At 36.3% G+C, this 23,725-nt stretch carries 17 protein-coding genes, 1 tRNA gene and 3 pseudogenes; 16 read left to right on the top strand and 5 right to left on the bottom strand.

Annotated features, from left to right (window positions below; all coding sequences use genetic code 11):
* Window positions 1-362: 362 nt before the first annotated feature.
* The 3 genes and pseudogenes from QM017_RS09295 to QM017_RS08920 form a co-directional block, all read left to right on the top strand.
* Window positions 363-422: pseudogene (locus QM017_RS09295) on the top strand (hypothetical protein); the annotation flags it as partial.
* A gap of 33 nt (window positions 423-455) precedes the next feature.
* A pseudogene (locus QM017_RS08925) lies at window positions 456-1,130 on the top strand (site-specific integrase); the annotation flags it as partial.
* Between the two features lie 744 nt (window positions 1,131-1,874).
* Window positions 1,875-3,986 carry an ATP-dependent Clp protease ATP-binding subunit gene (locus QM017_RS08920; RefSeq protein WP_178198146.1) on the top strand — a complete coding sequence of 704 codons (2,112 nt, stop codon included), beginning with the start codon at window positions 1,875-1,877 and terminating at the stop codon, window positions 3,984-3,986.
* A 33-nt stretch (window positions 3,987-4,019) separates the two neighbouring features.
* Here the strand turns inward: QM017_RS08920 and QM017_RS08915 are convergent, their stop codons facing one another.
* Complete coding sequence (locus QM017_RS08915; RefSeq protein ID WP_282709536.1) at window positions 4,020-4,517, bottom strand: cupin domain-containing protein; 498 nt, start codon at window positions 4,515-4,517, stop codon at window positions 4,020-4,022.
* Window positions 4,518-4,706: 189 nt separating this feature from the next.
* Here QM017_RS08915 and QM017_RS08910 point away from each other — a divergent pair, with 189 nt between their 5' ends.
* The 5 genes from QM017_RS08910 (at window position 4,707) to pflA (ending at window position 10,344) form a co-directional block, all read left to right on the top strand.
* Complete coding sequence (locus QM017_RS08910) at window positions 4,707-5,015, top strand: hypothetical protein (protein WP_282709535.1); 309 nt, start codon at window positions 4,707-4,709, stop codon at window positions 5,013-5,015.
* Between the two features lie 185 nt (window positions 5,016-5,200).
* Complete coding sequence (locus tag QM017_RS08905; RefSeq protein WP_282709534.1) at window positions 5,201-6,499, top strand: adenylosuccinate synthase; 1,299 nt, start codon at window positions 5,201-5,203, stop codon at window positions 6,497-6,499.
* Window positions 6,500-6,720: 221 nt separating this feature from the next.
* On the top strand, window positions 6,721-6,867 hold the full coding sequence (locus tag QM017_RS08900; RefSeq protein ID WP_282709533.1) for a hypothetical protein: 147 nt from the start codon (window positions 6,721-6,723) through the stop codon (window positions 6,865-6,867).
* A gap of 344 nt (window positions 6,868-7,211) precedes the next feature.
* Window positions 7,212-9,467 (top strand): formate C-acetyltransferase, encoded by a 2,256-nt coding sequence (pflB, locus tag QM017_RS08895; RefSeq protein ID WP_178198142.1) that lies wholly within the window; start codon window positions 7,212-7,214, stop codon window positions 9,465-9,467.
* 49 nt (window positions 9,468-9,516) lie between these two features.
* A complete protein-coding gene (pflA, locus tag QM017_RS08890) occupies window positions 9,517-10,344 on the top strand; it encodes a pyruvate formate-lyase-activating protein (RefSeq protein ID WP_178198141.1) in 828 nt (275 codons plus the stop codon).
* Between the two features lie 122 nt (window positions 10,345-10,466).
* Here pflA and QM017_RS08885 read toward each other — a convergent pair whose 3' ends face one another.
* The gene (locus tag QM017_RS08885; RefSeq protein ID WP_178198140.1) at window positions 10,467-10,973 is read right to left on the bottom strand and encodes an acyl-CoA thioesterase; all 507 of its coding nucleotides are present in this window, start codon (window positions 10,971-10,973) and stop codon (window positions 10,467-10,469) included.
* Window positions 10,974-11,092: 119 nt separating this feature from the next.
* The gene (locus QM017_RS08880) at window positions 11,093-13,741 is read right to left on the bottom strand and encodes an HAD-IC family P-type ATPase (protein WP_282709532.1); all 2,649 of its coding nucleotides are present in this window, start codon (window positions 13,739-13,741) and stop codon (window positions 11,093-11,095) included.
* A 471-nt stretch (window positions 13,742-14,212) separates the two neighbouring features.
* On the opposite strand from QM017_RS08880, the gene QM017_RS08875 reads away from it, so the two are divergent.
* The 4 genes from QM017_RS08875 (at window position 14,213) to QM017_RS08860 (ending at window position 18,101) form a co-directional block, all read left to right on the top strand.
* On the top strand, window positions 14,213-14,344 hold the full coding sequence (locus QM017_RS08875) for a hypothetical protein (RefSeq protein ID WP_282709531.1): 132 nt from the start codon (window positions 14,213-14,215) through the stop codon (window positions 14,342-14,344).
* Window positions 14,345-14,425: 81 nt separating this feature from the next.
* The gene (locus QM017_RS08870; RefSeq protein WP_282709530.1) at window positions 14,426-15,541 is read left to right on the top strand and encodes an ABC transporter permease; all 1,116 of its coding nucleotides are present in this window, start codon (window positions 14,426-14,428) and stop codon (window positions 15,539-15,541) included.
* Between the two features lie 11 nt (window positions 15,542-15,552).
* Window positions 15,553-16,215 carry an ABC transporter ATP-binding protein gene (locus QM017_RS08865; protein ID WP_282709529.1) on the top strand — a complete coding sequence of 221 codons (663 nt, stop codon included), beginning with the start codon at window positions 15,553-15,555 and terminating at the stop codon, window positions 16,213-16,215.
* Between the two features lie 671 nt (window positions 16,216-16,886).
* Window positions 16,887-18,101: a nucleoside transporter C-terminal domain-containing protein gene (locus QM017_RS08860; protein ID WP_282709528.1), complete on the top strand. Its 1,215-nt coding sequence runs from the start codon at window positions 16,887-16,889 to the stop codon at window positions 18,099-18,101.
* 114 nt (window positions 18,102-18,215) lie between these two features.
* Here QM017_RS08860 and QM017_RS08855 read toward each other — a convergent pair.
* Window positions 18,216-18,288 (bottom strand) — tRNA-Lys (locus tag QM017_RS08855).
* Window positions 18,289-18,358: 70 nt separating this feature from the next.
* Complete coding sequence (locus tag QM017_RS08850) at window positions 18,359-18,784, bottom strand: acyl-CoA thioesterase (protein ID WP_178198135.1); 426 nt, start codon at window positions 18,782-18,784, stop codon at window positions 18,359-18,361.
* A gap of 154 nt (window positions 18,785-18,938) precedes the next feature.
* Here QM017_RS08850 and QM017_RS08845 point away from each other — a divergent pair, with 154 nt between their 5' ends.
* The 4 genes and pseudogenes from QM017_RS08845 (at window position 18,939) to QM017_RS09285 (ending at window position 23,615) form a co-directional block, all read left to right on the top strand.
* Window positions 18,939-20,558 carry a peptide ABC transporter substrate-binding protein gene (locus tag QM017_RS08845; protein ID WP_282709527.1) on the top strand — a complete coding sequence of 540 codons (1,620 nt, stop codon included), beginning with the start codon at window positions 18,939-18,941 and terminating at the stop codon, window positions 20,556-20,558.
* 141 nt (window positions 20,559-20,699) lie between these two features.
* Window positions 20,700-22,310, top strand: a pseudogene (locus QM017_RS08840) (peptide ABC transporter substrate-binding protein).
* Between the two features lie 325 nt (window positions 22,311-22,635).
* Window positions 22,636-23,157, top strand: coding sequence for a hypothetical protein (locus QM017_RS09290; RefSeq protein ID WP_349238490.1), 522 nt, complete (start codon window positions 22,636-22,638; stop codon window positions 23,155-23,157).
* Window positions 23,158-23,171: 14 nt separating this feature from the next.
* On the top strand, window positions 23,172-23,615 hold the full coding sequence (locus QM017_RS09285; protein WP_349238489.1) for a hypothetical protein: 444 nt from the start codon (window positions 23,172-23,174) through the stop codon (window positions 23,613-23,615).
* Window positions 23,616-23,725 lie beyond the last annotated feature (110 nt).

The raw sequence follows: 23,725 nt of genomic DNA, 5'->3' as shown, positions 1-23,725 counted from the left end.
TCTGGCTTTCGGTAAGCTAGACAAAACGGACAAAATAAAAATTGGCAAGGGTTTAAAGGTGGAGATTTTTTGAGTGATCTTCTCAAAAAATACTACCTGTCCCTTGCTGATTTTTAAACGAGCACGAGAGCAAAACCCCCCTTTGCTGAGGTGGCAGAGGGCAGGTTTTTTTGTTTCTTTTTTCTCGTAAAAAAAAGAAAGGTCTTAAAGGTTTTATGGTTTTGGTCGGCACTGCCGACAGCCTCGCAGAGCACACACTTTATGAATATAAAGTATAGTGTGTTATACTTTACTTGGAAGTGGTTGCCGGAAAGAGCGAAAATGCCTCACATTTGTGCCACCTAAAAAGGAGCGATTTACATATGAGTTATGCAGTTTGTAGAATGCAAAAAGTGAAATCAGCTGGACTAAAAGGCATGCAATTTCATAATCAAAGAGAGCGAAAAAGTAGAACGAATGATGATACTGTCCCTAAGACCGTACTAACAGAAGAACAGGAAGAAAAACTGTTAGCCTTTGCAAAAGCTGATAAAACCTACAGCAAAAATTATGATGAAATTCTGATACTCTTAAAAACAGGTCTTCGTATTTCAGAGTTTGGTGGTTTGACACTTCCAGATTTAGATTTTGAGAATCGTCTTGTCAATATAGACCATCAGCTATTGAGAGATACTGAAATTGGGTACTACATTGAAACACCAAAGACCAAAAGTGGCGAACGTCAAGTTCCTATGGTTGAAGAAGCCTATCAAGCATTTAAGCGAGTGTTAGCGAATCGAAAGAATGATAAGCGTGTTGAGATTGATGGATATAGTGATTTCCTCTTTCTTAATAGAAAGAACTATCCAAAAGTGGCAAGTGATTACAACGGCATGATGAAAGGTCTTGTTAAGAAATACAATAAGTATAACGAGGATAAATTGCCACACATCACTCCACATAGTTTGCGACATACATTCTGTACCAACTATGCAAATGCAGGAATGAATCCAAAGGCATTACAGTACATTATGGGACATGCTAATATAGCCATGACGCTGAACTATTACGCACATGCAACATTCGATTCTGCAATGGCAGAAATGAAACGCTTGAATAAAGAGAAGCAACAGGAGCGTCTTGTTGCTTAGTAGTACAAATGAATTTACTACTTATTTACCACTTCTGACAGCTAAGACATGAGGAAATATGCAAAGAAACGTGAAGTATCTTCCTACAGTAAAAATACTCGAAAGCACATAGAATAAGGCTTTACGAGCATTTAAGAAAATATAAAAAGATAATTAGAAATTTATACTTTGTTTTTATAAAAAAATTAGGACCGCTAGAAATTCTATCAGTCCTAAAAATTATAGAGCCATCAATTTTATTTTTAAAAATTCGCTCAGCTATTTTTATGTCCAGACTGGCTTTTTTCCCAGCTCTTGTGTTGCAATATTTGGTAAGGAGAGTGTCTGCTAGTGAATATTAAAGAAGATGGTTTTATCAATATAGTTCTACGAATCAAATGGTTCAGGTTTATATCAAATGATCGGTAATGCTTGGGAATGGGTGTAGTATCTGTCTTGGATAGATCTGGAAGCTTTTAAGGGAAGTATCAGCAAATTGATGATGAGATGTCTACAACTTTTGGAGGCGTTAAAAATTAATATCTGCTAACAGTCGGTTAAAATCGACTGTTTTTCGATAAGAAAAATATTTTATTTTTTTAGCACTTATGTTGACAGAGTGCTAAAATGGTGTTATTATAATATCGTAAGCTAAACAAGCAGATAGCTAGCAGATTTGAAAATCAAATAAACAAGTTAAAGGCACTGGCTATTTGCTAAGTGCCTTTTATGTTTAGCAGTAAAATTAGAGAGGGGTTTTAAGTTATGAACAATTTTTCCAATTCATTTTTTAATGACAACATGGACGACTTCTTCAATGAAGTTTTAAACAAAATGGGTGGTAATCAAGCAAGTGCACAATATATCGTCAATGGGCATAAGATGACACCTGAAGAATTTGCACAATATCGTGCTACTGGCAAATTACCCCAACAAAGTGATTGTGAAATTCCGGTCCAAACCACTAATCAAACAGCGATTAAGCAAGGTGGTATCTTAGAAAAATTAGGACGCAATTTAACTAAAGAAGCTAAAGAAAATCTTTTAGATCCAGTAATTGGTAGAGAACATGAAATTCAAGAAACTGCCGAAATTTTAAGCCGTCGTACCAAGAATAATCCTGTTTTAGTTGGTGATGCAGGGGTTGGTAAGACTGCTGTAGTTGAAGGGTTAGCTCAAGCTATTGTAGCAGGCAACGTCCCAGCTGCTTTAAAAGATAAGCAAATTTATTCAATTGATTTATCAGCTTTGGAAGCTGGGACACAATATCGGGGATCGTTTGAAGAAAATATTCAAAATCTGATTAAAGAAGTTAAAGCTGCTGGAAATGTCATTTTGTTCTTTGATGAAATCCATCAAATTTTGACAACCGGTAGTACAGGTTCTGAAGAAGGTGGCAAAGGTCTAGCAGATATCATCAAACCAGCTTTATCACGTGGAGAATTGAGTGTTATCGGAGCGACTACACAAGATGAGTATCGAAATACAATCATGAAAAATGCAGCTTTAGCTCGTAGATTTAATGATGTAGTGGTTAATGAACCAGATGCTAAGACAACATTTGATATTTTATTAGGAATCAAACCACTTTATGAAAAGCATCATCATGTTGAATTGCCAGATAATGTTTTAAAAGCTGCTATTGATTATTCGATCCAATATATCCCACAACGCTGTTTACCTGATAAGGCCATTGACTTGTTAGATATGACAGCTGCTCACTTAGCTGCTCAAAATCCAGTAGTTGACAAAGTTGATTTAGAAAAGCAAATCAAGAAGCTTAGTGATCAAAAGCAAAAAGCTGCAGAAAATGAAGATTTTGAAAAAGCAGCAGCTCTAAAAGAACAACTAGAAAAATTAGTTGAGCAAAGCAAAGATGCTACTGTCCAAGCTAAAATTGTTGCAACACCAAATGATGTATCTCAATCGGTTGAACGTTTAACCGGAATTCCTGTTAGTCAAATGAGTGCATCAGACATTGAACGTCTAAAGGGAATGAATGACCGTCTTAAAGGTAAGGTTATTGGACAAGATGAAGCTGTAGAGATGGTAGTTAAAGCGATTAGACGTAATCGAGCTGGGTTTGATGAAGGAAATCGACCAATCGGAAGTTTCTTATTTGTAGGCCCAACAGGTGTAGGTAAAACTGAATTAGCTAAACAACTAGCTCTTGATTTATTTGGTAGTAAAGACTCCATCATTCGTTTGGATATGTCAGAATATTCTGATCGTACAGCGGTTTCGAAGTTAATAGGGACAACAGCTGGTTATATCGGATATAACGACAACAGTAACACTTTAACTGAACGTGTTCGGCGTAATCCATATGCAATCATCTTGTTAGATGAAATTGAAAAAGCTGACCCACAAGTTTTAACCTTGTTGTTACAAGTTTTGGATGATGGACGTTTAACAGATGGCCAGGGTAATGTAATTAATTTTAAAAATACGGTTATTATTGCTACATCAAATGCAGGATTTGGCAACGAAGCCTTGCTAGGTGATGCGGCTAAAGACCAAGTGTTAATGGATAAGTTGGCACCATTTTTCCGACCTGAATTCTTGAATCGCTTTAATGGGATTGTTGAATTTAGTCATTTGAGTAAAACAGATTTAGCGCAAATCGTGGAGTTGATGTTAAGTGAAGTGGCCCAAACGCTAGCTAAGAAAAATATTAAATTAGAAGTTTCTGAAACGGCCAAGGAATGGTTGATTGAAGAAGGTTATGATGAAGCGATGGGTGCACGACCATTGCGCCGTGTTATTGAACAAAATATTCGCGATGAAATCACCGACTATTATTTGGAACATCAAGATGTTAAGGAGCTTAAGGCTGATTTGGTAGATGGTGCTATTCAAATTAGTGCTGCTCAATAATAAAAAGGTCCTGTAATTACAGGGCCTTTTTTATTATTGAAGAGGAATTTCTTTATAAGCAAGACGGTTAATGATGGATTTGTGCTGTGGAAACTTAGCCAGTAAGGTTGATTGATCAAACAATTTAAAATCTTCATAGCTAAAAGCTGGTGAGACCATACAGCTAACGACCGCAAATCCATGTTCAACAGTTGATCCAAAGATACTACCAGCAGGGACGAGAGCTTGTAAGACTTGACCTTTGGCGGGATTATTTCCTAGGTTATATTGATAATATTGCCCATCAGGACTGATGACATGAACTGTTAAGACTGCACCAGCATGGTAATACCAAACCTCATCGGAAGTTAATTGATGAAAATGTGAAGGGCTTTCAGGTGTCAACATGAAATAAATACTACTGTACAGGGGTTTTTGTTGACCGTCCAAAGCGATTGTATGAAGTGGAGATTGTAGCATTTCTTTGAAGTAACCACCTTCCGGATGTGGTTGTAAATCAAGTGCTTTGATCCATTCTTCTTTTGTTTGCATATTTATTACCTCGTAGTTAGATTAATTATCTTTATTTTAGCATAGTTTTAGCCATGGCCATAGGGTGTGTGAAGTCGTAATAGAGGTGTGTATATTAAAGTTTATTATATTTAAAATGTAGTTGTATTTGATTTCGCTTTCAAAGTTGTGCGATAATAATTTCTAGGAAGAAATGAAGGGGTAGATAGCATGTTTAAGATTAAATCAAATAAAGAGATTGCTACCAAGGCTAATCAGCTTGTAGAAGTCTTTAAAAAGCAGTATCAACCGTCAAATATTAAGATTGACATTTTCTTAAATCAGGCCCAACAAGCTTTGAAAGAACGCCAAATTGCGCCACAAGTTATTATGGAAAAGTTCGTTAAAGGTGTTTATGATGTAGTCTTAAAAGAAAAGATTACCATTGGGAATGAAGCCTTTAAGACACTCAAAGCAATGGAAGAATTAGCACGTCAACGAAGCTGGTGGCCATTTAAAAAATACGATCCTTGGAATTAGAAAATGGGCGAAATGTTTGTTTTTTAAATAGGATCGTTCGTTTATATTTTTAAACTTGTATATTTGTTGGGATAATATTCGTCTTTTGCTTGAATATCGACCTTGGATTTGCTACAATTATCAAGGTGTGTGTGAAATTTTAAGACACACAAAAAAGCATGCAGAAATTTAATGAGGTGAATGAGATGTCATCAGTAGTTATTGTAGGTAGCCAATGGGGCGACGAAGGAAAGGGTAAGATTACAGACTTTTTAAGTCAAGACGCAGAAGTAATCGCACGTTATCAAGGGGGCGACAACGCTGGTCATACCATCGTATTTGATGGTGAAACTTATAAGTTGCGTTTAATCCCATCAGGAATTTTTTATTCTGATAAGATTAGTGTGATTGGTAACGGGGTTGTAGTTAATCCTAAATCTTTGGTTGCTGAGTTGCAATATTTAAATGAAGGTGGCATTTCAACCGCCAACTTACGCGTGTCTGATCGTGCCCATGTTATCTTGCCATATCATATTGTATTGGATGGCTTGCAAGAAAAATCTAAAAAAGATAACAAGATTGGTACAACTAATAAAGGGATCGGGCCTTGCTATATGGATAAAGCTGCACGCGTTGGGATCCGAATTGCCGATTTATTAGATAAAGATACTTTTGCAGAAAAATTACGTCGTAACTTAGAAGAAAAGAATCGTTTATTTGAAAAACTTTATGATTACGATGGAGAACCATTAAAATTTGAAGAAATCTTTGAAGAATACTATGCTTACGGTCAAGAATTTAAACAATATGTAACCGATACGTCTGTTGTTTTAAATGATGCATTGGATGCAGGAAAACGTGTTTTATTTGAAGGAGCACAAGGTAACATGTTAGATATCGATCATGGTACCTATCCGTTTGTAACGTCTTCTAACCCAGTTGCTGGTGGGGTAACAATTGGTAATGGTATTGGACCAGCTAAAATCGATAAAGTTGTAGGTGTATGTAAAGCTTATACTTCACGTGTTGGTGATGGTCCATTCCCAACTGAATTATTTGATGAAATTGGTGATCGTATTCGTGAAGTTGGTCATGAATACGGTACGGTAACCAAGCGTCCACGTCGTATCGGCTGGTTTGATAGTGTTGTGATGCGTCATTCCAAACGTGTATCAGGTTTGACTAACCTTTGCTTAAACTGTTTAGATGTTTTAACCGGTTTAGATGAAATCAAGATCTGTACAGCCTATGAATTAAATGGTGAAAAGATTTATCATTATCCAGCAGGGTTAAAGGACTTAGCAGCATGCAAGCCAATTTACGAAACACTTCCTGGCTGGAGCGAAGATATCACGCAATGCAAGACATTAGAAGACTTACCAGAAAATGCACGTAACTATATTCATCGTATCCAAGATTTAGTAGGTGTTAAAGTTTCAACTTTCTCTGTTGGTCCAGATCGTCAACAAACCAACGTTTTAGAAAATGTGTGGGCACATATTTAATTATTGAGATTAATTTACAAACAACCACTGTTGCTAGTCAGCAATGGTTGTTTTTTTGCATATTTATGATTATTTTTTGATTATATACAGGATTATTTAAATGTTATCGATGTTATTTGTGTGTTTTATCGTTTATTTTTTAAAATCGAGGCAACAACTCTAAGCTCAGATGAGCTACACTGAAAGCAGTAGAGTTTAAAAATGACAGGAGAGGTAGCAAAATGGGGTTAATTAAGGAAGACTTAAGCTTTTGGATTCAAAAAGTTATGACGGAAAAACATTGTAATTATGAAGAAGCACTACACCTTTTAGTAGATTTTGCTCAAAAAAGAGGACAGGTTTTTGAAGAACAGATAGAAAAAATGTGAAATAAGACACTTTTGAGGTTTTGTATCATTTAAGTTTATTGTGTTTATTTATGCAAAAAATGTCGATTTTTGTATAAAAAGAGAGCTATACCTATTGGACTTGTGAAAAAAATATCTAATAAAAGAGGCTTGAAGTAAAAAGTTTTTTAGCGCAATTAAAGGGTTTAATACCTGTATTTAGAAGATTAATAAATATAAAAACATTGTGCGCGATTTATCGTTATTAATGCAATTTGGTGCATATTTCTTTATTGAAATTTTTTTTGAATGGGTTTACCATAATAAGTGAAGAAAGCGTTTTATAGGTTTTGTTTTCTACAGTACCTAAGGAGGTCAAATTTATTATGTTAAACATGGAAGAAAAGACGTTTGCTGCTTGGGATGGATTCAAGAAAGGTGATTGGCAATCAGAAATCGATGTGCGTGATTTCATCCAACAAAATATCACACCATACGATGGCGATGAATCTTTCTTGCAAGGACCTACACAAGCTACAACAAAATTAAATGACAAATTACTTGATTTAAAATTAAAAGAACGTGCGGCTGGTGGTGTGCTTGAAGCAGATACAAAGGTTGTTTCAAGTATTACTTCGCATGCTCCAGGTTACTTAGATAAAGACTTAGAACAAATTGTTGGTTTACAAACAGACAAGCCACTTAAGAAGGCTTTGATGCCTTATGGTGGTATCAGAATGGCTAAGGACGCTTTGGCAGCTCATGGCTTACAAATCGATCCTGAAACCGATCGAATCTTTTCAGAATTAACTAAGACACATAACCAAGGTGTCTTTGATGCATATGATGCTAATATTCGCCATGCACGTCACAACAAGATTGTAACTGGTTTGCCAGATGCATATGGACGTGGTCGTTTAGTAGCTGATTTCCCACGTATCGCTCTTTACGGAATTGATCGCTTGATTGAAGCAAAACAACAAGACCTTGAAAACTATGGCGATGGCCAAATGACAAATGATGTTATCCAAATGCGTGAAGAGATTACCGATCAAATTCGTGCATTACATCAAATCAAGCAAATGGCAGCATCTTATGGTTTTGATATTTCTAAACCAGCTACTACAGCTAAAGAAGCTATTCAATGGTTATACTTTGGTTACTTGGCTTCTATCAAACAACAAAATGGGGCTGCTATGTCAATTGGTCGTGTAGACTCCTTTATCGATATTTATATTCAACGTGATATCGAACGTGGTCTTTTGACAGAAGAACAAGCACAAGAATTAGTTGATCATTTTACAATGAAATTAAGAATGGTTTCCTTTATCCGGACACCAGAATATGATTCATTATTCTCTGGTAACCCAATTTGGGCAACCTTATCATTAGCAGGTATGGGACTTGATGGTCGTCATCATGTAACTAAGACGGCTTATCGTTTCTTAAACACCTTGCATAACATGGGTTCTGCACCAGAACCAAACATTACTTTGCTTTGGTCAGAAAACTTGCCTGAAGCATTCAAACGCTATGCAGCAAGTGTTTCGATTGAAAGTTCAACTATTCAATATGAAAACGATGATTTGATGGTCAAAACATGGGGTACAGATTACTATGGTATTGCATGTTGTGTATCTGCACAACCAATTGCTGATGGTATTCAATACTTTGGGGCACGGGCTAACTTGGCTAAGACCGTTCTTTATACCATCAACGGTGGTAAAGATGAAATGACTAAGCAACAAGTTGGTCCTGCTTATGAACCAATTAAGTCCGAATACATCGATTATGATGAATTTATGAAGAAATTTGATGACATGTTGGAATGGTTAGCAGATGTTTATGTTAACGCCTTAAATGTTATCCACTATATGCATGATAAATACTACTATGAATCAGCTCAATTAGCTTTGAAAGACACCCGTTTGAACCGGACATTTGCTACTGGTATCTCTGGCTTTTCAGTAGCTACCGACTCAATTTCTGCTATCAAGTATGGTCATGTTAAAGTTATCCGTGATGAAGATGGCATGGCAGTTGATTTTGTGGCTGAAAATGACTTCCCACGTTATGGTAACAATGATGATCGTGCAGATGAAATCGGTAAGTGGTTAGTTAAAGCATTATATACTAAGATGAACAAACATCATCTATATCGCAATGCTAAGTTATCAACATCTGTTTTGACGATTACATCTAACGTGGTTTATGGTAAGAATACAGGTACAACACCTAACGGACGTAAAGCTGGTGAACCATTTGCACCAGGTGCTAACCCAGCTTATGGCGCAGATACAAGCGGTGCTTTGGCATCATTGCTTTCAGTATCTAAATTACCATACAAATACGCAACAGATGGTATTTCAAATACCTTCGCTGTAACACCAACAACACTTGGTCATGACGAAGAATCACAAGTTGATACTTTGGTAAACATGATTAGTGGTTATATGAGAAATGAAGGTCATCATTTAAATATCAATGTCTTTAATCGTGAAACATTGTTAGATGCTCAAGCTCATCCAGAAAAATACCCAACATTGACAATTCGTGTTTCGGGTTACTGCGTATACTTTGCTGATTTGACTAAAGAACAACAAGATGACGTTATCTCAAGAACATTCCATACTTCCATGTAATGTGTTATAGTGATAGTACAATAAGAGAAGTTTGGGAGGCCTAAGAATTATGAGTACGCAAGCAGAGTCACATCTATTAAATCCGGTTCCAATGAGAGATGGTCAAGTCGAAGGTTATATTCATTCGTTTGAGACATTTGGCGCCGTTGATGGCCCTGGGATTAGATTTGTCGTGTTTATGCAAGGTTGTCACATGCGTTGTAAGTTTTGTCATAATCCCGATACATGGAAGCTAAATGTCGGTACAAAGATGACGACAGATGAGGTTTTAGAAAAGGCCTTGTCATATCAAAGTTTCTGGGGTGAACAAGGTGGGATTACCTTGTCTGGTGGTGAAGTTTTATTACAAGTTGATTTTGCCTTAGAATTGTTCAAAAAATGCAAGAAGCTAGGCATCAGTACTTGTTTAGATACGTGTGGTAAGCCATTTACACGTCGTGATCCATGGTTTAGCAAGTTCAATGAACTTTTAGAAGTGACTGATATTTTGTTAGTTGACATTAAGCATATCAATTCGGCTGAACATCAAAAATTGACGGGATTCCCAAACGAAAATATCTTAGATATGTGTACGTATCTTTCTGATATTGGTAAGCCTGTTTGGATTCGCCAAGTATTGGTGCCAGGAATTACCGATATCGATATGTATCTAGAACAAACCAGTGATTTCATCAAGACTTTAAAAAACGTGCAAAAAGTCGAAGTCTTGCCATACCATACGATGGGTGTGCGCAAGTACAAAGAAATGGGCATCAAGTATCGCTTAGAAGGTGTGGAACCACCAACAACCGAGCGTATCGAAAATGCGCAAAAACTCTTGCATGTTGATGATTACAAAGGATATCTAACCTGGAAACCAGGAATGGTTGTTAAATAAACTGATTTCTATTGATTGGATAAAATAATTAAAAAGGATTGCTTTTCTGTTTGATGCAAAAAAGCAATCCTTTTTTGTTGTTAAAAAATAGGAATGCTAGTAAGATTAGCACTCCTAAAAAATTATAAGTCCCACGGATGTTTCAAACTAAGTTGGCGATTAAATTGTTGTTGTCGATGCAAATTTTGCATCCGGACTTGTTGGCGTTGTTGATAACCTTGGCAAACAAACTTTTCTTCGGCTGACTGCGCTTCAAGGGTAGTAAAGGTTATTTCTTCTTCGGCCACAAAGGTTAAAAAGGCGGTCAGTCCGATAAAACGTTCACCACTTTTAAGATGTTCACCGATGATTTTGGCAAAGACTTCGATTGAACGTTTGCCGATACCGCTGACATAAGTTTCGATGCAAAATGAATCGTTTAATTCAAATGGTGCAATAAAGTTTGTTTGATCCATCGATGCAGTGACTACTTGGCTGCGAGCTAGGCGACTTGCTGAGATTGATGCAGTCCCATCTAACATCTCTAATAAGCGACCACCATAGACGGTTTCGTGTTCATTTAAATCACTAGCTAAGATGCGATGGCTAGTAACAGCGAGTGTCTGGCGACAAGTCATGATATTTGGCATACGATTATCCTCCTGTAAAAGTTATCTTAATCATAGCACTTTTCCTTAAGAGAAAAAAGCAAACGTAGCTAGACAAAAAGCCCTAAACTAGCGCAATGCTACTTTGGGGCTTTTTTGGATTAAGCTTGTTTTTTTAGACGAATGAACTTGTCAATTTCAGTGATTACTAAAACAAACATACCGCATAAAATTGCAGCTAACCATTCGTTTAAAGTCAAAGGTTCCGTGTAAAAGACTTCTTGCATAAATGGTACATATGTCAGGATTAGTTGCAATAACAACATTACAAAGATGACATAGAAGGCTTTTTTGTTGCCGAAAAATTCTTTTGAAAAAGCCAATTTAGGCGTACGGATATTAAACAAGTAAAAAATTTTACTAATGATAATAATATTTAACATCATCGTGCTAGCGGTTTTGGCATCGGCGCCCAGGCTTTGGAGCCATTCATAAGAAAAAAGGGCACTGACAGCCATTAAGACTGAAACATAAGCCATCTGAATTACATCATGTCGATTCATCATTGCTTGATTGGTTTTACGTGGCCGGCGCTGCATGATGCCAGCTTCGGCAGGTTCAAAGATAAACGCAAACTGAATCGTAATTGCTGAAACCATGTTAATCCACAGCATCTGAGTAGCTTGCAGAGGCATTGGTTGATTAAACATAATCGAAAAGAAGATAATTAAGCCTTCTGCAAAAGATGTTGGTAGTAAAAACAAGATACTTTTTTTAATGTTGTCATAGATACGGCGGCCTTCCTTGATCGCTTGGCCTAGAGTCGCAAAATTATCATCGGTCAAGACCATATCGGCTGCATCACGTGCTACGTCGGTTCCTTTGATTCCCATCGCAACTCCAATGTCAGCAGCCTTGAGGGCGGGCGCATCGTTGACACCATCACCGGTCATGGCGGTTACTTTACCGCTTTGTTGTAAAGCTTTAACGATCTCGAGCTTGTTTTTTGGTGTTGTTCGTGCAAAGATTTGGTTTTCAACGGCGGCTTTACGTTTTTGTTCGGGAGTCAAAGTATCCCATTGTGCCCCGGTAATAGCCTTAATGTCAGGGGCTAACCCAAGTTGTTTACCAATTGCACTGGCTGTGAGTGGCGAGTCACCTGTAATCATCTTGACTTCGACGTGTGCTTGATTCATCGTCTTTAAAGTTTCGATGACCTCGGTTCTAGGTGGATCGATGATACCAACGATTCCTAGAAAATCGATGCCTGTGTTAAGTAGGTCGTGACTAATGGTTGTTTCATGGGAGGTTAAGGTCTTTTGTCCCACGGCCACTACCCGTTTGCCACAAGATGAAAGTTCTGCGACTTTTTGTTGCCAATATTTTTCATCAAATGTTGGATCGTTTTTAGCCATCGTAAATAACTTATCAGGAGAACCTTTGATAAAGAGTTGAGGCTTAGTTTGATTTGGTAATTTGACCAAGCGCGCGATATAGCGATAATCGGAATCAAACGGCAACATGTCGATTGTTTCGTATTCGGGTTCGCTCATCGTTGCAAAAACTTTGTGATAAGCTGTCAAAAAGGCTCCATCAGTCGGTTCACCGTTGATGTTAAACTGACCATTTTCTTGGACTAGTTCGGTATCGTTGGCAATGTATCCTGAAAGTAAGAGCGTTTGCACTGTTTGATTAGCAGTTGTTTTGTGACCATCAGCCAACAAATCACCTTGTGGCTTATAACCAGTACCACTAAGTGTAAAGTGGTCTTTTTTAGTGTAGATGTCGGTCATGGTCATCTCGTTTTTAGTTAGTGTTCCGGTTTTATCGGTCGCAATCACATCGACAGCGCCAAGTGTTTCAACGGCTGGTAGAGATTTGACAATGGTTTTCTTATTTTTAGCCATGTCAGAAACCCCTAATGCCAAGATAACAGAAGTTGTGGCTGGCAATCCTTCAGGCACGGAACCCACAATCATCGTTACCACGGCCAAAGCCAAAACGGAAACGGAATATGTGTCAAAGATTAAGCCAAGAACAAATAAGCAGGCAGCCGCAATCAAAACAGCAATCGAAACGCCTTTACCTAAGCCATTGATTTCGCGCATTAGCGGGGTTAATTTAGGTTTGGTTTCAGCTATAGCTGTTGAAATCTGACCAATCTGGGTGTCTTTGCCCACAGCAACGACCACTCCTAAACCAGAACCGTTGGCTACAGCTGTTGAAGTAAAGGCCATGTTAGTTTGTTCGGCTAAAGGTACTTTATCGGCTAAGAGTTCTGCGGTTGTCTTGGTTACTGCATCGCTTTCGCCTGTTAAAGCAGATTCTTGAATCCGCAAATTAGCGGTTGTTACCAAGCGTAAGTCGGCCGGTACGCTATCGCCGGCTTCTAAATACACCACGTCACCAACGACTAAATCAGTGGCTGGGATGTCTAAGCGTCGATCTTGGCGATAGACGGTAGCTTTGGTGGCAAGCATTTGTTGAATCTTACTTAATGCATCAGCAGCATTGGCTTCTTGGTAATAACCGATAATGGCATTGATGATGACAACTAATGCGATAACGATTGCATCGGTATGATGCCCCATTGTTAACGTTAAAATCATCGCAAGCAGCAAAATATAAGTAATCATGTTATTAAACTGGCGTACAAACAAGATCCATTTAGGGGTAGTTTTAGTTTCCAGTTTATTGGGCCCATTTTGAGCCAAGCGTTGTTGGGCTTGCTGGTCGCTTAAGCCTTGTTCAAACGACTGGTTGGGGTACTCTTGAGCTAAATCTGCTATTTTGGTTTGATAATGTTCCATTTAAAAAAATTTCCTCCTTGAATTACATAAGCAATGTTTTATCGATAAGAAAAAACTTGTTATTCAATTAGGAAATATAAAACATCATCTTTGACTAGACTCCATGATAAATGCGGGTCTGCGTCCATTTCCATTGGCTAATCACTCCTTTGTTTATACGTATTTATCTAACTATAAAATTAACAAATTTTCACCATAAAAAACCATTTAAAATAATGTATTTAATAAAAATTTAAGAATCATTCATGAACTTTAGCTAATTAATTTAGCTAAATATTCTTAAAAATAAAGTATTTTAGTATCAAATTATTCATATTTATCGGATAAGCTAACTATTAATCAGCAAAAAACTGGAGGTTAGATATGAATTATTTAAAACGGGCTTTTTTAAGTCTACGTGCTAAAAAGGGACGCTCATTTTTATTGGGAAGTATTTTGACTGTAATCTTGTTGTTTGTATTGGCATGAATCTTGATTCAAAGTGTTGCTAAAAGTGCAGTTGATGAGGCAAAAAAACAAGCAGAAGCAATGGTGACTCTACAAGCCGATCGCCAAAAAGCGTTCGCTAAATTAGATCAGCAACGTCAAGAAGAAACGAAGTAAAAACAAGAGTCTAGTAAACCTAAGCTAAATTTAGCACAAGTCAGTGTCAAGACGGCGCAAAAAATTGCACGTAATTCATTGGTGAAAAGTTATAATTTGACTAATTCAACGCCGGTAACAGCTAGATCATTTGATGTTATCGCAACAACGAATTCGATGTCGGTAATGCAACGGCCAAGTGGTGCAATGGGTGAACAACAAGATAGCAATCAAGTTTCACTCAGTGGTGTTTTGGAGTTGAATTTGGTAACGTCATTTTCTGATGGAAGCAATAAAATCATTTCTGGACGCGAATTAACAAGTGACGACCAGAACAGTAATAATGTCGTAATCGAACAACAACTAGCTAAACAAAATGATTTAAAAGTAGGAGATACGCTTAAAGTTGAGACTGATAAAACTAAGAAGTTAAAGATTGTAGGTATCTATAAGGCAACAAGTTTACAGATGCTAGGAATGATGAGTGATCCAGCTAACGTGATTTATGCATCTTATACCTTGATTAATGATTTAACCAATCAAAAAGGTAAGGTTCAAAGCGCAACTTATAATTTGACGAATCCAACTAAAGCTAAAACGTTTATCAAGGCTGCTAAAAAGCAGATTAATACCAATAAATTAACTATTAGTACTGACGACATGGCCTACCAAGCAATTAAAGTTCCGTTAAATAATGTTAAGAGTTTTGCAAACAAAATTGTTTGGTTAGTTTGTTTAGCAGGAACAATTATCTTAACTTTATTGGTAGTTTTAATGGTTAGGGAACGGCGACATGAGATTGGAATTTTAATGGCGTTAGGTGAAAAACGCCATGAGATTATTGCGCAATTTTTAGCTGAAATGTTGACCTTAATGATTTTAGCTTTAGCATTGGCTGGAATCGGAGGAAAGTTTGTGGCCAATGCGTTAGGAATCCAGCTATTAACACAACAAACAACAAGCATGACGACTAATTTCCAAAAACAAGCACAAGGACCAAATCAAGATACCCAAGCTCCAACAAAGCAAAGACAAGTACCACAAAAAGGTCAACAAAAGATACCAATCAAGCAAGAAAAAATCCAATTGGCAGTTAAAGTTGATGTGATTTTCTTGCTTAAGTTAAGCTTAGTCAGTGCAGTCATTGTCTTTTTAGCAATTATTTTAGGTGCAATAGGTATCTTACGGATGCAACCTAAGAAGATTTTAGTAGGATAAGGGGTGAAAAAATGTTAACAGTTGAAGAAGTAAGTTATTGGTATGATGATTGTAACAATCCTTTATATCAAGATGTTACGTTAAAATTTGTGGCAGGAAAATCATATGTGATTGTAGGGAGTAGCGGAACTGGGAAGACGACGTTGTTGGCTTTATTAGCAGGATTAGATTGCCCCAAAAAAGGACGTATCTGTTATCAAGGAAAGACTTTAGAAAAAATCGGTTTAAATAACTATCGTAATCAATATGTCTCGATTGTTTTTCAATCGTATAATCTTTTGGAGTATATGTCGGCTTTGGATAACGTGTTGGCCATCTTACAGATTACGCGCTCAAAGCATGCCAAAGACAAAGAGTATGCTTTAGCAATGTTGGCTAAAATCGGAATCGATGAGCAATTAGCACTAAAAAACGTCAAATTATTATCAGGAGGACAACAACAGCGAGTAGCGATTGCACGTGCAATGTGTTGTGATGCACCGATAGTGGTTGCAGATGAGCCGACTGGAAATCTCGATGAACAAAATACTTATGAGGTTATGGCATTGTTTGAACAATTAGCACATCAGCAAAATAAGTGTGTTATCATTGTGACACATGAAAAAGAGGTAGCTAAAAGTTGCGATGAATTGATTGAACTTAAAAAGCGCCAATTTATAGTCGATTCAAGATGAATAATTTTGGTATTAAACGTTATATTACTCTTGAGTCAAAAAAATGATGTAAAAAAAGGACTTAGATTTTCTAAGTTTTTTTATTTGAAAGTCATATTCAGCATAAATAAGCCACAAGCCCAATTCGATTTTATTACTACACCTACAAGAATAGCTACTAGTGGCATAATATATAGGTTCACAGCAACCAAAATGTAATTGTTACTGAAAAAGAAAAGACGTGCAAAGCGCACGTCTTTTTGGCATAAAAAAACTAGTAAGCCATGTCAACCTTACATCACCGCAAATAACTTTCACGATCTTCTTTTACATTATAAGGCGATACGTTAACACGTCTTACTAGCTTTGGTTATTCAAGCAAGGAGTTGATAAATCCTATCATTTCCCTTCAAGCTATATTCTCTGACTGTGGCGAATATAGTCGTTTCACTATTAATTAGATATCCCTGTTGATACCTTGTAGTCACCTCTTTTGACTACCCGTAGGATTTTGTAACCCCTTTACAATTATTATTATACTGCTTTCTTCTAAAAATGCAAGCGTTATCATTATTGAATTATTTGTATGTTGAATTTAAGAAGATAATGTTCGGGTTTTGTTTACAAATGCGGTTGAAGTAGCTATACTTGAATAAGCTAAATATCAATTAAATCTAGAAAGGGGAATTTTTGTGTATTTAGCAATTAATATTATAGGTTTGTTGATTTTCTTAGGTATTGGATGGTTATTTTCACGTGACCGTAAGAAGATTGACTGGCGTGCAATTATTATTATGGTTGTCTTTAACATGTTTTTAGCATGGTTTTTGACAAGTTTTTCTATTGGGCGCGTCATTGTCGATGGAGCGGCAGCTGGTTTCAATGAATTGGTGGAAATCTCTTATAAAGGGATTGCTTTTGCTTTGCCAAGCATGGTTAATGTCAAGAGCATGGACTTTGTAATTTCTGTTTTGATGCCAATTCTTTTAATTGTACCGTTGTTTGATATTTTAACTTACATCGGTGTCTTACCATTTATCATCAAATGGATCGGCTTTGGTTTATCTAAGTTAACACGTCAACCGAAATTTGAATCATTTTTCGCTGTGGAAATGATGTTTTTGGGTAATACAGAAGCATTGGCTGTTTCTAGTTTGCAATTAAAACAAATGAGTCCAGCACGTAACTTGACGTTAGCGATGATGTCTATGAGCTGTATCACTGCTTCAATCGTGGGGGCTTATACACAAATGATGCCTGCGCGTTATATTTTAACGGCGATTCCATTGAACGTGATTAATGCTTTAATCGTGACTGCGATGTTAAATCCTGTTAAATTATCAAAAGAAGAAGACACGGTTGCTACAATGGCAAACCAAGTCAATGAAAAAGGTGAACGTGAGCCATTCTTCTCATTTTTAGGTGATTCTATCTTAGGGGCAGGACGCTTAATCTTGATTATCACAGCTAATGTTATTGCCTTTGTTGCTTTAGCAGCGATGATTGATCAATTGTTAGGTTTGATTTCACCAGTCTTGAGTCTAGAAAATATTTTAGGGGTTATCATGTTCCCATTTGCTTGGTTAATGGGCTTACCTGTACATGATGCATTTGAATTTGCACAATATATGGGTCAAAAATTGGTAACCAATGAATTTGTCGTTATGGGTGAAGTAACTAAGACAATCACAACAGCAGCCTTTAGTGAACATTATCGTGCATGTTTAACAGTCTTTGTAACTTCATTTGCTAACTTCTCAACTGTTGGGATGATTATTGGGGCATTTAAAGGCTTAGTTGACAAAGAAAAGAACGAATTAATCGCTAAAAATGTGTGGTTGATGCTTGTTTCAGGAATTTTAGTTTCCTTATTATCAGCTGCAACTGTTGGTTTATTTGTTTGGTAAGATGACAATTAGTTATATAAAAAGAGTCGTGAAAAAACATGTTTTTGTTATTTCACGACTCTTTTATTGGTTTATTTTTAAGATAAAAAAAGACCCGCCAAAGCGAGTCAATGATGGGTGGTCAGGGGATCGAACCCTGGACCCACGGATTAAGAGTCCGTTGCTCTGCCAGCTGAGCTAACCACCCAAATTGTTATCATATCAACAAGAGATATCATAACAAAATATATTGTTGAATGCAAGTACTTTTTTAAAACTCATATGAATTTTTGATTTGTACAGCGATCTTTAAGACATTGTGCAAATTGAGGATGAGAATTGGTTAAACGTAAAAGCTTCCCATCTTTGGTGGTAAAGCAATGAGCAGATTGTGCTTGGCATACAATTTCATTAGTCTTAGTATTGATGAGTTGATAGTCTAAGATTAATTTGACGCCTTTAAATTCTTTAACTGTAACACTGATCGAAATTGTATCGTCAAATGTTGTAGATTTAAGATACTTGCATTCAACGCTAACAACTGGCGAGATGACGCCATTTTGTTCGAGTGTTGCATAGCTCCAACCGATATCTTCTAAAAAGGCAACGCGTGCTTCTTCAAGCCAGCGGACATAGTTGGAATGATGGGTAATTCCCATACGGTCGGTTTCATAATATTGAACTTTATGCAAATATGGTTTCATAAATTTCCCCCGTATTTCATGATTTGTTTAGTTAATTATACAACAAATACTAGCTTTATTGCTGTTTTTTGAAAAAATATTCAAAAACAACTTGCGTTTAGCCTCTTTAACCGTTATAATGAATAAAAATCTAAAAAAGAGTGGTAATAAAGTTATGAAAATGCATAAAATTTTAATTTTTGGTATGAGTTTGGCTGGACTGATGCTTGTGTTGGGAGGCTGTGGCCAACAAAAAGAAACAGGACAAACTAAACAAGTTCTTAATTGGAGTGAATCCGGAGAATTAACGACAATCGATCCTTCTACGGCTGTTGATGCAGTAAGTTTTGACATCATTAACAATAGTCAAGAAGGTTTGTATCGTTACACGAAAAATAATAAGGTTGAACCAGCTTTGGCTCAAAAGATGACGGTTAGTGATGATGGCTTAACTTATACAATTGATTTAAAAAAGAATACTAAATGGTCAAATGGGCAACCAGTACTTGCTAAAGACTTTGTTTATGGCTGGCAACGCACGGTTGATCCTAAAACAGGTTCGCAGTATAGCTATTTATTTGAAGGAATTCAAAATGCTACCGCAATCATGGAAGGACAAAAGAGTCCAGATACTTTGGGAATCAAGGCAGTAGGTAAATATCAATTGGTTATTACTTTAGAAAAAGATATTCCTTATTTTAAGCTATTGCTTGGTTTTCCATCATTTTATCCACAACAACAAGCAGCCGTAGAAAAATATGGTAAAAAGTACGGTACGGCGTCTAAATACATGGTCTATAATGGCCCATTTATTGTTAAAGATTGGACCGGCTCAAACTTAAGTTGGAAGATGGTTAAGAATAAAACTTACTGGGATAAAAAAGCTGTGAAGCTACAAACGATTAATTTTAAGGTTAACAAAACAACTAATACGTCTTATAACATGTATCAAGACAAGCAATTAGATGTAACAAATTTGAGTTTTGAACAAGCTAAACAATTGAAAAACGATCCAGCTTACACAATCAATAAGCAATCACAGACAACCTATTTAGAATTTAATCAAACCAAAAAAATCTTCCAAAATCAAAAGATTCGGCAAGCGATTGCAGCGGCTATTAATAAAAAGCAACTAGCTACCGAAATTTTAGGTAATGGATCGTTGCCGGTTGATACGGTAGTGGCTAACGGTTTAGCTCAAAACCAAGGTGTTGATTTTGCCAAAGCTATCACTAATAAAGGAATGCAATACGACAAGAAAAAAGCACAAGAACTCTGGAAAGAAGGTCTACAAGAGCTAGGTTTGACTAAGGTTTCGTTGACTTTACTCAATCGTGATACGGATACTGCTCAAAAGGTAAGTGAATATTTACAAAGTGCACTTGAACAAGCTTTACCTGGTTTGAGCGTAAATGTAAGCAATGTACCATTAAAAACGGCACTAGATCGTTCTGATAAAGGTGACTATGATATTACTGTTTCTAGTTGGGTAGCTGATTTTGCTGATCCAATTACCTTTTTAGATATGTTTACCAGTGGTAATTCTTACAACTATGGTAAGTGGAGTAACGCTCAATATGATCAATTGATTACAGTATCTAAGACACAAGATGTTAATGATCCAAACAAGCGTTGGCAAGATTTAGTCGATGCTTCAGATGTTTTAAATGAACAACAAGGGATTGTGCCACTTTATCAAGAAAATCAAGCAATGTTGTTGCGTCAAAACGTTAAAGGGTTGATCATTGATTCTTCTGGGGTGACATTTACGTGGAAACATGTCCAAATTAAATAATAAAAAGTCGGATATTCGGTGGGATATCCGATTTTTTTACACAAAATATGCTTATTTTATAAATTTTTATGCAAAAAATCTTGATAAAACAATATCTTTTGTTATAATGAATAAAAATAGAATAAAAGATAGTGTCAGGTTATGAAAATTCAAAAAATATTAAAGTCAAGTCTTGTTCTTTGTGGGTTAGCCTTTGTATTAGGAGGCTGCGGTAAGGCACAAGCAGATCAAAAAGCTAAACAAGTCTTAAATTGGAGTTCTGGGGCTGAATTGACGACGATTGATTCATCTTTGGCGATTGATTCGACTAGTTTTGACATTATCAACAACAGTATGGAAGGTTTGTATCGTTATACAAAAAATAATCAGGTTAAACCTACTTTGGCACAAAAGGTCAGTGTAAGCGATGATGGTTTGACATATAAGGTTGATTTGAAGAAAAATACTAAGTGGTCAAATGGGCAAACTGTAACTGCACAAGATTTTGTTTATGGTTGGCAACGTACGATTGATCCTAAGACTGGTTCGCAGTATTGCTACTTATACGATGGAATAAAGAATTATTATGGAAGGACAAAAAGAACCACAAGAACTTGGAATTAAGGCGACTGGAAAGCATCATTAGAAATTACCTTAGAAAAAAATATTCCTTACTTTAAATTATTGCTAGGTTTTCCATCATTTTATCCCCAAAACCAAGATGCAGTACAAAAATATGGTAAAAAGTATGGTACAGCAGCCAAATACATAGTTTATAATGGTCCATTTGTTCTAAAAGGCTGGAGTGGTTCTAGTCTGACATGGAAATTGGTCAAAAATAATGCTTATTGGGATAAAAAAGATGTTAAGCTACAAGCAGTTAATTTTAAGGTTAACAAGACAACATCAACATCTTATAACATGTATCAAGACAAGCAATTAGATATGACACCTCTTAGTTCTGAACAAGCACAACATTTAACCAAAGATCCTGGTTATACGGTAGGTAAACAATCCCAAACGTATTATATTGATTTTAACCAAGACAAGGCATTGTTTAAAAATCAAAATATTCGGCAAGCAATCGCAGCTGCTATCAATAAAAAACAATTGGCCAACGAGGTTTTAGGTGGTAGTGCACAAGCTATTGATACGGTGGTTGCTAAAAGTTTAGTCCAACAAGATGGTGTTGATTTTACTAAAGCCATTAGTAATAAAGGGATGAGTTTTAATAAGAAGAACGCTAAAAAATTATGGCAAACAGGACTAAGCGAATTAGGTTTAGATAAGGTGTCAATTACCTTATTGATTCAAGACACGGATACGGCTAAAAAAGTTGATGAATATTTGCAAAGTTCACTTGAACAAACATTGCCAAACTTAACGGTTAATGTTAGCAGCGTACCGTTAAAAACAGCACTAAATCGGGCTGAAGCTGGTGATTATGATATCACGGTTTCTAGTTGGGGAGCAGATTTTGCTGATCCGATTACCTATCTTGATTTGTTTACAAGCGACAACACCAATAACTATGGCCGTTACAAAAACAGTCAATACGATCAATTAATTGAAGCATCACGGCAACAAGACGTTAATGATCCTGCCAAACGTTGGCAAGATTTAATAGCAGCATCAGATCTACTAAATGAACAACAAGGAATCGTACCGTTGTATCAATCTAAACAAGCAATGTTGGTACGCTCAAATGTTAAAGGTTTAATCATCAACTCTTCTGGTGGTACTTACACTTGGAAAAATGTTGAAATAAAATAATTAGCTAAAAAATGGAGCTGGGAAAAAACTCAGCTTCAATAGAAAAAAAGGCTCACGTCAAAAAATTGGCGTGGGCCTTTTTTATGGCTAATCTCTTGCTAATATTAAGTTGAACAAAACCAATAAGGGAGAGGTTAACCATGTATAAAAATTATAACACATCTGAACTAGAATTAGATATTACTTATTACTTATTCATTAAAATTACCATCTGACCATATTGCACTTTTAATCAGCCACTTCGTGGACTCAATTCCACTTAATATTCTTTCAGAAGAGACTTCACATACCGGTCGGCCTTTTTCATCCGGCTATGCTACTAAAAATGACGTTTTTTGCTTATCATGACGCTGTTTTTTCTGGCAGAAAGATTGCTAAATTAAATCAATATTACCTTCCTATGATGTGGTTAAGTGGTAATACTCTCATTAGCTATAAAACTATCGATAATTTTCGTTCTAGTGATGCAATAAAAGAACTTATCAAAGAAACTGATATTAAACTAGTTGAGTTGGAAGAAGAAATTGAAGCCAAACCTAGGGTTATAAAAGGCGGTTCAAAAAACAAACGTGTTCGTCGTAAATTAAAGAGTATCAAATGGAAATTGAAAGAAGATTTTCTTCCTAGAAAAGTGAAGTATGAACGTGATAGAGAAATTTTCAAAGATCGCAATAGTTTCTCGAAAACAGATACTGACGCTACTTTTATGCGCTTAAAAGAAGACCACATGCAAAATGGTCAATTAAAACCTGCTTATAATTTACAAATTGCGAACAGCGGTCGCTTTGTTTTACACTATGATATCTTCCCTAATCCAACGGATACACGAACGTTGGTACTTTTTTGAAGTCTTTTTCTAATTTGGATTTATTTAAATACATTGTTGCGGATGCAGGCTATGGCAGTGAAACTAATTATCAAGCAGTTATTGACAAGTTTGAAAAGATTCCATTGATTCCTTATGAAATGTATGAAAAAGAACAGAGTCGGAAATACCAAAGAGGTCCACAAAATATTAACAATTGGACATATCACGATAAAGATGATTATTATACAGACCCTGATGGAGTCGTATTTAAGTTCCAAAGATATAGTTCTCGTGTGGATAAATATGGGGTTAAACGAGATTTTAAAGTCTACGTAGCTGATAAATTTCAAGCGACAAAGAAATTAGAACAATTAGCGCAAACTCAAAAGGGACAACAACGAACTAAATCAATAAACTTAAACTGGGAATATTTAAAACATAAAGCTAAAGAAAACCTTTCTAGCGAAAAAGGTTCAACTATCTACCCAAGAAGGTGAACAGATGTTGAAACAATTTTCGGAGATATGAAGGGGAATTTTGGCGTACACCGAGTATACGTTAGAGGTGAAAAAGCAGTTCGAAATGAATTAGGATTATTACTTCTGGC

The organism is Ligilactobacillus sp. Marseille-Q7487 (assembly GCF_949152225.1).
Lineage (GTDB): Bacteria > Bacillota > Bacilli > Lactobacillales > Lactobacillaceae > Ligilactobacillus.
Note: the sequence above shows the minus strand (reverse complement) of the source record. Positions and strands in the feature narration are given on the sequence as shown.

Bases quoted from the DNA above. Each gene is read 5' to 3' on its own strand.
- pflA (WP_178198141.1), top strand. From the start codon at position 9,517: ATGAGTACGCAAGCAGAGTCACATCTATTAAATCCGGTTCCAATGAGA.
- QM017_RS08850 (WP_178198135.1), bottom strand. From the start codon at position 18,784: ATGAAACCATATTTGCATAAAGTTCAATATTATGAAACCGACCGTATG.
- QM017_RS09290 (WP_349238490.1), top strand. From the start codon at position 22,636: ATGACGTTTTTTGCTTATCATGACGCTGTTTTTTCTGGCAGAAAGATT.
- QM017_RS08905 (WP_282709534.1), top strand. From the start codon at position 5,201: ATGTCATCAGTAGTTATTGTAGGTAGCCAATGGGGCGACGAAGGAAAG.
- pflB (WP_178198142.1), top strand. From the start codon at position 7,212: ATGTTAAACATGGAAGAAAAGACGTTTGCTGCTTGGGATGGATTCAAG.
- QM017_RS08910 (WP_282709535.1), top strand. From the start codon at position 4,707: ATGTTTAAGATTAAATCAAATAAAGAGATTGCTACCAAGGCTAATCAG.
- QM017_RS08865 (WP_282709529.1), top strand. From the start codon at position 15,553: ATGTTAACAGTTGAAGAAGTAAGTTATTGGTATGATGATTGTAACAAT.
- QM017_RS08920 (WP_178198146.1), top strand. From the start codon at position 1,875: ATGAACAATTTTTCCAATTCATTTTTTAATGACAACATGGACGACTTC.
- QM017_RS08900 (WP_282709533.1), top strand. From the start codon at position 6,721: ATGGGGTTAATTAAGGAAGACTTAAGCTTTTGGATTCAAAAAGTTATG.
- QM017_RS08845 (WP_282709527.1), top strand. From the start codon at position 18,939: ATGAAAATGCATAAAATTTTAATTTTTGGTATGAGTTTGGCTGGACTG.
- QM017_RS08885 (WP_178198140.1), bottom strand. From the start codon at position 10,973: ATGCCAAATATCATGACTTGTCGCCAGACACTCGCTGTTACTAGCCAT.
- QM017_RS08915 (WP_282709536.1), bottom strand. From the start codon at position 4,517: ATGCAAACAAAAGAAGAATGGATCAAAGCACTTGATTTACAACCACAT.
- QM017_RS08880 (WP_282709532.1), bottom strand. From the start codon at position 13,741: ATGGAACATTATCAAACCAAAATAGCAGATTTAGCTCAAGAGTACCCC.